Below are 10,019 nucleotides of genomic sequence, written 5' to 3'. Positions count from 1 at the left end.
ATTTGGTGGGCGGGGATGGATCAGTTTTATATTGTCAAAGTGAGCCTTTTTGGATCAGTTTTATTTTACCGCTCACACTTCCTGGGGGGACCGGGGTTTCCCTGGCTACTTCAATCATTATCTTAATATTTTCAACCGGTGTTTCCGGGGCCAGGCCACCGGCGGCCGATAGCCATAACCCTCCACCCGGGCCAGCTTCCTGGATGATACGTTGACAGCAGGCGCGGATTTCCTCGCGCGAACCCTTTAATAATATCTCCAGCGGATGAACATTGCCCATGACACACTTGCCTAATTCCTTTTTACTGGCCACTAAGTCATGTTTGGGTCCCAACTGGCAAATATTGGCCCGGATCTCGCGCACCAAATCCATCAAATGGGGATAATTGTTTTCATTATGGTAAACCTTTATTTCCGCTCTATCAACAAAGGCGAAGATCTCTTTTAGGTAAGGGTGGATGAATTTAAAATATAAATCCCTGGGAAGCATCCCCGGAAAGTGATCCCAGATACAAACGCGTTTGGCCGGGCCAACGACCTCCATCTGCGCCTGTAAATAGGACTTCACAAAATCAGTAACTTTGCGCAGCAATCGGTGGACCAATTCCGGCGTGTCATACATAGCATAAGATATCTGATCATAACCCAGGAGCAAAGCCGAGATTTCGCCCGGTCCACCGCAAAAGAGATGTCCATCGAGGAAACCATATTCTTTTTTCATCTTCTCAGGAAGATGTTGCTGGAAATACTTCAGATAATCCAGCACCCGGGCAGTAAATTCTGCTTGCCGTGGGTCAGGTAGCTTCAGTTCATCTATTCCCCAAATATTTTTAAGAACCGATTTCCGCATATACGGTGGGGCATTTACAGGAAACTCAATCTCACAACCTAAACCGCCTAATTCAGCCATAGCACCGAAATCCGGCCAGATGCCCGGGACGGTGAAAACCCCTGGGAAAAGTTCATAAAAATGTAGCTGTGCTTCCAGCATTTTCGCCGGATCAGCGTAATATTCATTATCCAGAATCCCAGCCATAGGAGCATAATTTTGACCGTTTGCCCAGAATACCACAGGAACATAATTCATAGATTCAAAATTGACAGCTTTAAGAGCTTCTTCATAAGGCCCCACACTTATCACCTACTTTTTGGTTATAAATTATTGTTTCTGGATTTTCTGCTATTATCTTTTACTTATTTTTATACGATAATCTTTCCACTGCTATAGCTAAAATAATTATGGCGCCTACTGCTGTCCCTTGCCAGTATGGGGATACTCCTAATAGATTCAATCCATTGCGCAATATACCCATCATACAGATACCTATAAATGTGCCAACCATACTTCCTTTCCCACCAAATAAACTAGTCCCTCCTATAACCACAGCTGCAATACTATCTAACTCCAAACCTGTACCGGCATCAGGATCAATTGCAAGTAAATGAGATGCTTGAATAAAAGCTGAGAATGCAACTAATAGACCTGTAAAAATGTATGGAAGACATTTATATAAATTTACGTTTACTCCTGAATATCTTGCTGTGCTTTCATTACTACCAACAGCATAAAGTAAACGTCCTGTTTTAGTATAAGAAAGAAATAGTTGTCCTAAAGAAAATAAGATAAACGTAACAAAGACATACAAAGGAATACCTATAAATACCGTGTTACCAAACCTCTCAAGCATTGGTGGTAATCCCAAGACCGATTTGGCATTAGAAATAACATAAGTTAAACTATGGGCTATTGACATCATCCCCAAGGTAACAATAAAAGGTGCAAGTCTGAGGTAAGAAATCAATAAACCATTTATTAATCCCACTGAAAAACCTATAAACAATCCTACTAAAATCCCTATATAAAAGCCGAACTTGACCATTGCCATGCCCATTAACATTCCAGATAAAGCAAAGACAGATCCTACTGATAAATCAATTCCTGCAGTTATTATTACCATTGTCTGCCCTACAGCTATAATACCTAAAGTACTAACCTGGTAAATAATATTTAATAAATTACCCTTCGTGAAAAAGTAAGGTGATATTATGGAAAGTAAAAGGAAGATAAGCACTAAACTCAACCCAACACTGATTTCCGCACGCCAGTTTTCCAATCGCCAGTTTTCTAAATACATCTCCTTCTTTTTTACGAAAAAACTATTAATCAATTTCCTTTCACTCCTTGCATTGCATAACCTAATATTTCTTCTTCGCTCGCATTAGGAGAACATTCAGCTGTAATTTTCCCATTACTCATTACCAAGATACGATCACAAATACCTTTTAGCTCCAATATTTCGGAGGAAATTATAAGTATTCCTTTACCCTGGTTCGCCAAATCTTTTATTACATTGTAGACTTCTACTTTAGCTCCAATATCTATGCCTCTAGTTGGTTCATCGAATATCATTAATTGTATACCTTTTAAAATTAACCATTTACCTATAACAACTTTTTGTTGATTTCCTCCACTCAAGGACCCTACAGGGTCAAATATATTGTTAAGTTTTATCCTTAATAAAGAGGTGATATTTGATATGTTCAAGGCATCCTGTTTGATTAAGAACTTTTTTGTAAGACCATAATAAGCCAAACTTATATTATTAATAATGCTCATGTCAATACATAAGCCATTTTGTTTACGATCTTCTGGAACTAATCCTATACCCTGTTTTATAATATCAGGCGTTCTATTATTTAGTTGTGTGCCATTAAAAATCACAACACCGGATCTTCTTTTACGTAATCCAAATATGCATTCTGCAACTTCTGTCCTCCCTGCCCCCATAAGGCCTGCTATTCCTAATATCTCCCCCGAATGTAATATAAAATTAATATCATAAAACCTTTTGCCATCTGAGAGATTCTTTACTTCTAAAATGGGTTTGCCTATTGATAGTTGTTTTTTGATACCATATAACTCTTTTATATCTCTTCCAACCATTAATCTAATTAAATCTTCCTCTTGTAAATAATTTAATATCAGCCCTTCTTTTACGACTTGCCCATCTCTTAATACAGTTGCTCTATCACCAATTTGAAATACTTCTTTTAGCCGATGCGTAACTAAGATAATTGCTGTACCCATATTCTTTAAACGATTTATTATTTCAAATAAATGATCCACCTCTTTTGATAACAAAGATGAGGTTGGTTCATCAAGTATTAATATTTTACTTTTTATAGCTAGGGACTTTACGATTTCAACTAATTGCTTTTGAGCAATAGTAAGTTTACTTACTAAGTAATTGGGATTAATATTACTTAATCCCAACTCTTTAAATAAGGTAACTGTTTTCCTATTGATAAGTTCTTTTTGTAAGATACCATGATTATATGAAGATTTATCAAACATAAATATATTTTCAGCAACGGAAAGATGGGGCATTAAATTTAATTCCTGCATTACTATTTTTATACCATAGGATTTTGCCATAGAGGGATCTAGATGAGTTATATTCTCTCCATTAAGCCATATTTGTCCTGCATCAGGTTTAATTATCCCTGCAATTATTTTGGCAATTGTAGATTTACCTGCACCATTCTCCCCTATTAAACAATGTACTTCCCCTGGTTTTAATTCAAAAGAAATATTTTTTAGTGCGCTTATACCTCCAAAACTTTTAGATATATCTTTTAACTCTAAAACACTATCCATAACTCTCTATCCTTTCTTTCAAAGGGGTTATCAAATTACTTGATAACCCCTTTCCTCATATCTATAATTTAAATATTTCCATTGCAGTTTTACCTAAACATTGTTCTAATTGCTTTTCGGTAAGCTTAGCAACTCGATATTTAGTTAATTCTACAGGTACGTTCTCTAAACCATCAGAACCAAACATCACTCTTTCAGCACCTATCTTGTTAACTAAAGATTTCAATTCGATACTCAGACACCATGACGTTTCCAGAAAGATGTTTTTACATTCCATCGCTGCAACTATTGCTTCCGCTGTATAAATTCCCATTCCTGAGTGGGCTAAAATAATATTAAGATCAGGATATTGTTTCGCTGGTGGAATACACAGGGCTGGTGAAGCATTAGGCATACCTGCCCCTGTATGAATCATAACAGGTATTTGTAATTTATGTGCAGCTTTAAAAACTTTTTCGGCATCCTTAGAAATAGGGGATATACTAAATCCGTTAGTGTGTAATTTTACCCCTTTAAATCCTAAATCTTTTATAGCCCAATTTACATCTTTTAGATATTCATCTTCATCTACATGAGGATTAAAGCATGCCATTCCGAAAATTCTCCCTGGATATTTAGTGGCTAAATTTGCTACTTCTATATGAGCTGCATGTATATCTGGAGCACCAGGATTTGGCTGGACTATAGAAATTTGTATATTATTTTCATCCATAGTTCTTATTAAATCTTCACTTTTAATATCAAGCTCAAAAATTCTACAAAGCCCTAAATGCGCATGTGTATCAATAATAATCATTTACTCCACTCCTCGTACAATAGATTTAGTACCTCTCAAATACCCAACCTCTAAACAAAGCTCTAAAGGGATCAAAAACGCTCTTTGACAACTGGAAATTTAGGCATTTACTTTTATCGGGGTTCCAGGCAAAATGTAGTCGTGAGATTATATTCGGGGTAGGTATGCCACTCCTTAGGTTTACCTCTTAAAAAGCCTGACCCCCAGCCCATAACCTGCACTCCTAACACGTAAGTTGCGCAACCTATCAAGATCCTGTCCAATGGTAGCAGGTTGGATAGAGCAAGGTCTTGCCAGGAAAGCGTTGGTTCCGGCGAGGCTGTTGACCGGTTATGGTACCTGGGACCCCGCATAATCTTACCCCATTCCTTCACGCGGAAGGAGGTGAAGCAGAGATGAAACTATTTGTCGGTATCGATGTCAGCCTAAAAGATTTCAAGGCCCGGATGTTTGATGTCGAAGGCGAGGAAATCGCTAAGCGTCTCCGTGTCAAGAATGACGATCCGGTGGCTGATTCTTTTGTCAAGTATCTTGTGGAGATCTGCGAAACCAATAATGTTAATTTCCTGCACATTGGCTTAGAGGCTACCTCTGTTTATAGCTGGCACCTCCAGATGTATCTGGCTGGCGAGCCTTCATTAGTTCCCTTCCACCCCCAGGTGTATGTCTTTAATCCCAAGGTAGCCAACTTCAGAAAGCAATACATCGATATCCAAAAGGACGACTGGTTCGATTGCCTGGTGATCGCCGACCGGCTCAGGTTCGGGCGACTGCCTGAAAACTGCCAGGTGGACTTCCGCTATCTACCCCTGCAGAGGTTAACCAGGTTCCGCCATCACCTGATCCAAACTATTACTAGGGGAAAAAAATTACTTTCTGACCAACCTGTTCCTAAAGTTCAATGCCTTTTGCCAGGATAAGGTGCTGAGCAACACCTTCGGGGCCGCCTCGGAGGCGATTCTGACCGAGTTCCTTTCGCCAGAAGAGATTGCGGTACGACCGCTGGATGAACTGATTGATATTCTGATGGAGAAGGGAAGAAGTCATTTCTCCGATCCCGAAGCCACAGCCAAAGCCCTGAAGCACGCCGCCAGTTGCGCCTACAGGCTGCACGGCAGCCTCCTGGAGCCGGTAAACCTGATCCTGGCCACCAGCATGCAGACCATCCGCACCCTGGAACAGCAAGTCAAGAATATTGACAAGGCGATTGAGAAAGAGCTGTCGCACTTTACTACCACCTTGCAGTCAATGCCGGGCATTGGACCTGTATGCGCCGCCGGGTTAATCGCCGAAATCGGCGACATTCACCGGTTCGATAATGAGGCGGCTCTCGCCAAGTATGCCGGCCTCACCTGGCGGAAACACCAGTCAGGTGAGTTTGAAGCCGATGACACCCCGCTTACCAAAACAGGGAATACTTACTTGCGCAGTTACTTTGTACTGGCCGCCAACAGTGTTCGTATCCGTGACCCCAAGTTTGCCGAGTTCTATCAGCGTAAGTTTAAAGAAAGTACCACTCATCACCATCGCCGTGCTTTAGTTCTTACCGCACGAAAACTTGTGCGGGTGGTTGATGCCCTGCTACGCAGCAACCAACTATACGTGCCCCAGGGGCAGAGGAGTTCGGTTTAGCCAGTCGGGTGAGTTACCACCCGGCTATGACTCTCAATTGGGGATCCATTTTTGTTGCTTTTTCCCATCTGCCTAAGGAACTAAGCTTGGTTGTTGTTGCCTTTTTTCCAAAGATCTGCTTAAAAAATTTTTTCCTTAGATCTTGACTTATTACCGTAAGGCTATCTTGATAATTCGTTCGTATAAAAACCGCCGTTTACCGTTTTCATCTTTCTACTGGTGCCGCGCCGGCGGTATGGGCATCTACCCTGAAAAAGTTTTTATCGCAGTTTATTTAGGTTGAGTAAAGACATTCTTATAGATTTCATTTTGCAACTGGTTAATGTTATCTCTAGTAACTAATAACGTTGGAATCTCAATTAACTTAGGTGGTGAAACCTTATTAGTTAAAAAATTATACATTGCATCTACAACCTTACGGCCTTCATATAAAGTTTGTTGCATAGATATAGCATCTAATTTACCTTCTTTTAAAGCTTGGGCACTTTCAGGTGAACCATCATAACCCACCAATATTATTTTATCAGATTTACCTGCGGTTTCAATTGCTTTTAAGGCACCAAGAGATGCTTCATCAAAGTTAGCAAATATACCAGCTAAATCGGGATGGGCGGTAATTAGATCTTGCGCCATTTGAACGGATTCTTGACGAGTATATTTTTGGGCCTGTTTAATATCAACAACTTTTAGACCAGCTTCTTTCATCGCTTTCTGGAAACCCATATCCCTTAAACGCCCATTATCTCTAGCCAATGATATGCTTATTTCAGCTACCGTACCATTATTTATGCCCTTCTTTTTTATAGCATCTGCTAAATATTTCCCAGCTTCATAACCACCCTGTTCTTCAGTCGATAAGCTTTTTGCAAGATATTCTCCCGAATCGGTTCCTATCCCCACCAGGATAACGGGAATATTTGCTGTCTGAGCTGCTTTTAAAACTGCTGGTGCGCTAGCACTATCAGTAGGTGTTAATAAAATACCATCATACTTTTGCGTAATTACATCCTGTACATTTTTCATTTGTGTATTGGCATCATTATTGGAACTAAAATCTTTTAACTCAATTCCAACTTTATCTGCCTGTTGATGTATTCCTTCTGACATCGTTTTCCAAAAAGGATTATCTAAACCGGGTGTAATATATGCCAGTTTAACCGCTTTCTTATTACCTTGCTGAGCGACATTATTTTTGTTATCCACATTTTTATTACCGCATCCTACTACTAAAATTATTATTAAAGATATTAAACTAATAGTAAATAACTTCTTAATACTCTTATTCATATTACTTTCCTCCTTAAAATTTTTTCATTTAGTTCAAACTAAACCATCTTTGGGTTTAACTAGCATCTTTTTTCTTAAATCTATACCCACCTCCTTATTTAAGATTCCGCTAAAACTTTTGCCATCCTCAATGCATCAACCATACTTTCCGGGTTGGCTGTGCCTTTCCCCGCTTTGCCGAAGGCGGTACCGTGGTCCACAGAAGTACGGATGATGGGCAGGCCCAGGGTAATGTTGATACCAGCTACAGACCCCCACTTGCCAGTAGTATTGTTATATTTAAACCCTATCACCTTGGTGGGGATATGACCCTGATCATGATACATAGCTACTACGGCATCATACTGGCCGCTCTGGAGTTTGACAAAAATGGTGTCTGGAGGTACCGGTCCATCTATCTGTATCCCCTGCTCCCTAGCTGCGGCGATTGCCGGGGTAATTTCCTCGATTTCCTCGCGACCGAAGAGGCCATCCTCACCGGCGTGGGGATTCAGACCAGCGACAGCAATGTGTGGGGTGGCGACACCCATTTTTACTAAAGCGTCGTGGGTCAATTCGATTACTTTCAATACCCGCGCTTTCTTTACCAGGGACGGCACCTGGCTGAGGGCAATGTGGGTGGTAACGTGGGAGACACGGAAATTCTTGTCAATGAGCATCATGCAATAGTCCCGGGTCTTAGTCATATCAGCAAAGATTTCTGTGTGACCTGAGTAATGATGCCCGGCTAAGTTGATGGCTTCTTTATTGATAGGTCCGGTAGTTACGGCATCGACCTCCCCGCTCAGGGCGAGCTCGATGGCCCTGGCAATATATTGAAAGCTAGCTTCGCCACCCATTTGGGTTATTTTACCGTACTTGAGCTGCTCCAAGTCCACATTCTGCAGGTCTAGGACATCAATGGTGCCATATTCATAACGGCCCTCAGCCGGGCTTTTTATTGATCTGACACCCAGGTTAACTCCGGCAATCTTAATTGCTTCACACATTAAACCGGTGTCGGCCACGGCCAGGGGGCGGCATTGTTCATAGATTTTCGGCATCGCCAGAGCCTTGGCTGTAATCTCCGGTCCGATACCACACGGATCACCGACACTGATGGCGATTAAGGGTCTATACATTTTCTTCCACTCCGTTAAATCTTTCGTGTAATTTTTTAATTACTGTGCCTCTGGAGTAAGTATCAGGTATTTTGAGTCCCTATTTATTTTTACCGGTCTTCTGATCCACTTAAATACTGGAGCACCTTAATAAAAGCGTCCGGGGGACCGAAGCCACCGGCCTTGGTGACGATGGGTAAGCCTCCGGCCCGACCGCCTTCCAGGTAACCCAGGGGGATACCTGGTAGCAGTTCAGCGACCAGGTTGATTCCCCGGGCTCCCAAGGTACGGCAGACGTGGACAGCGGTATCGCCGCCGGTCACCACCAGGCTCTTTATCTCCTTATTAGCCAGGAGCTTACTAGTAATAATACCGAGGGTCGCGGCAATGGCTGCGCCAGCACTTCCGTTGCCGTTATTCATAGGTGATTGCCTAAAGAGACTGTTTACTGCAACGATGAGCAAGTCTTTCTTAGTTGCTGCCTGGGCGACTGCCTTTAGTACCCGCTCCGTCTCCGCCTTGGCGTTCCCGGCAATAATGGCCTCCGTATCCACCTCTACCAATCGGCAGCAATAAATTGCAGCTAGACGCTGCACCTGGTCCGCAGTAACGGGATTGCGCGATCCGGCAATAAGTAGAATCTTGCCTGCCTCGTCACTCGGGACCTGGCGTGCCTTCAAATTGGAAGGACAGGTAAAAGAGAAGCTGGCCCATGGTTCTACCCCCGATACCTGGTATATGGCCTTTAAATCCCAGGCAGCAGTCAGATGGGCTGCCATACCAGCTGCCCCGGCCAGAACTACACCTCGTGGCAACAGCTTAATTGCTTGACCAATAACCTGCAGGTCGTTGTTGTCAACGGCATCCAGGACCAGGACCTGGTTTTCTTTTTTGGCGCTCTCCAGGGTCCGGGCTAGAGCCATTATCCCCTGGCGAACGGCGGTCAGGTTGACCTGCCCTACCCGACGCTGCATCTCCTGCTGTAGGACGGCCGGAATATGACAGATAGGCGTCTTCTCCTCCCCGGCGGCCGGCATACCAGTGGCCGCCACCTCCTGTTCCTCTTCGATTACCAGATAGCCCTCCCGAACAACACGCCGGTTAGCGGGAAAGGCCGGTACTACCAGGGCCAGATCTGCCTCCCAGGCATCCATCACGGCTTCCAACTCAGCACCAGGATGGCCACGCAAAGTGGAATCAATTTTTTTATAAATGTGGCCAATGCCTGCTCTCTTTAATATTTCGGTAAGGTCGTAAACACGCTGGTAGGCTTCCCGGGCTGTTAGGTGGCGAGTGTCGGCATTAATAGCCCACACGTCTTTATTGTTGCCGCCCAGATTAAGAGTATCAGCTACGGTATCTACATCGATGATAACCATGGTTTTAAAGCCGTGCTGGCAAAACTGGGCGCCGGTATCGTTGGCCCCGGTTAAATCGTCGGCGATGATAGCTATTTGCTCCATTTATTACCCTCGCTCCGATGCGGCAGTCGCATTTTTACATTGCAAGAAGCGTGCCAGGCTAGTATTGACTTATAATTTTGAAA

General features: G+C 42.7%; 7 protein-coding genes and 1 pseudogene. 1 reads left to right on the top strand and 7 read right to left on the bottom strand.

Features of this window, described 5'->3' with window-relative positions:
- Positions 1-34: 34 nt before the first annotated feature.
- The 4 genes from SDD30_RS12245 to SDD30_RS12230 form a co-directional block, all read right to left on the bottom strand.
- Positions 35-1,132: a uroporphyrinogen decarboxylase family protein gene (locus tag SDD30_RS12245; RefSeq protein ID WP_434075203.1), complete on the bottom strand. Its 1,098-nt coding sequence runs from the start codon at positions 1,130-1,132 to the stop codon at positions 35-37.
- Between the two features lie 58 nt (positions 1,133-1,190).
- Positions 1,191-2,168 carry an ABC transporter permease gene (locus SDD30_RS12240; RefSeq protein WP_434075202.1) on the bottom strand — a complete coding sequence of 326 codons (978 nt, stop codon included), beginning with the start codon at positions 2,166-2,168 and terminating at the stop codon, positions 1,191-1,193.
- A complete protein-coding gene (locus tag SDD30_RS12235) occupies positions 2,165-3,658 on the bottom strand; it encodes a sugar ABC transporter ATP-binding protein (protein WP_434075201.1) in 1,494 nt (497 codons plus the stop codon). The genes SDD30_RS12240 and SDD30_RS12235 overlap by 4 nt, the downstream gene beginning before the upstream one ends.
- 61 nt (positions 3,659-3,719) lie before the next feature.
- Positions 3,720-4,454 (bottom strand): amidohydrolase family protein, encoded by a 735-nt coding sequence (locus SDD30_RS12230; RefSeq protein WP_434075200.1) that lies wholly within the window; start codon positions 4,452-4,454, stop codon positions 3,720-3,722.
- A 395-nt stretch (positions 4,455-4,849) separates the two neighbouring features.
- On the opposite strand from SDD30_RS12230, the pseudogene SDD30_RS12225 reads away from it, so the two are divergent.
- Positions 4,850-6,086: pseudogene (locus SDD30_RS12225) on the top strand (IS110 family RNA-guided transposase).
- Between the two features lie 270 nt (positions 6,087-6,356).
- On the opposite strand, the gene SDD30_RS12220 reads toward SDD30_RS12225, so the two are convergent.
- The 3 genes from SDD30_RS12220 to SDD30_RS12210 all read right to left on the bottom strand — a co-directional run bounded on the left by SDD30_RS12220 (position 6,357) and on the right by SDD30_RS12210 (position 9,936).
- Positions 6,357-7,373, bottom strand: coding sequence for a substrate-binding domain-containing protein (locus tag SDD30_RS12220; RefSeq protein WP_434075199.1), 1,017 nt, complete (start codon positions 7,371-7,373; stop codon positions 6,357-6,359).
- A 98-nt stretch (positions 7,374-7,471) separates the two neighbouring features.
- Positions 7,472-8,494, bottom strand: a complete 1,023-nt coding sequence (pdxA, locus tag SDD30_RS12215) for a 4-hydroxythreonine-4-phosphate dehydrogenase PdxA (protein ID WP_434075198.1) — start codon at positions 8,492-8,494, stop codon at positions 7,472-7,474.
- Positions 8,495-8,583: 89 nt separating this feature from the next.
- Positions 8,584-9,936 (bottom strand): four-carbon acid sugar kinase family protein, encoded by a 1,353-nt coding sequence (locus SDD30_RS12210; protein WP_434075197.1) that lies wholly within the window; start codon positions 9,934-9,936, stop codon positions 8,584-8,586.
- Positions 9,937-10,019: the final 83 nt, after the last annotated feature.

Source organism: Moorella naiadis (nom. illeg.), assembly GCF_051020825.1.
Classification (GTDB): domain Bacteria; phylum Bacillota; class DSM-521; order Neomoorellales; family Neomoorellaceae; genus Neomoorella; species Neomoorella naiadis.
The sequence above is the reverse complement of the archived record's forward strand: the minus strand, read 5'-3'. Positions and strand labels throughout refer to the sequence as shown.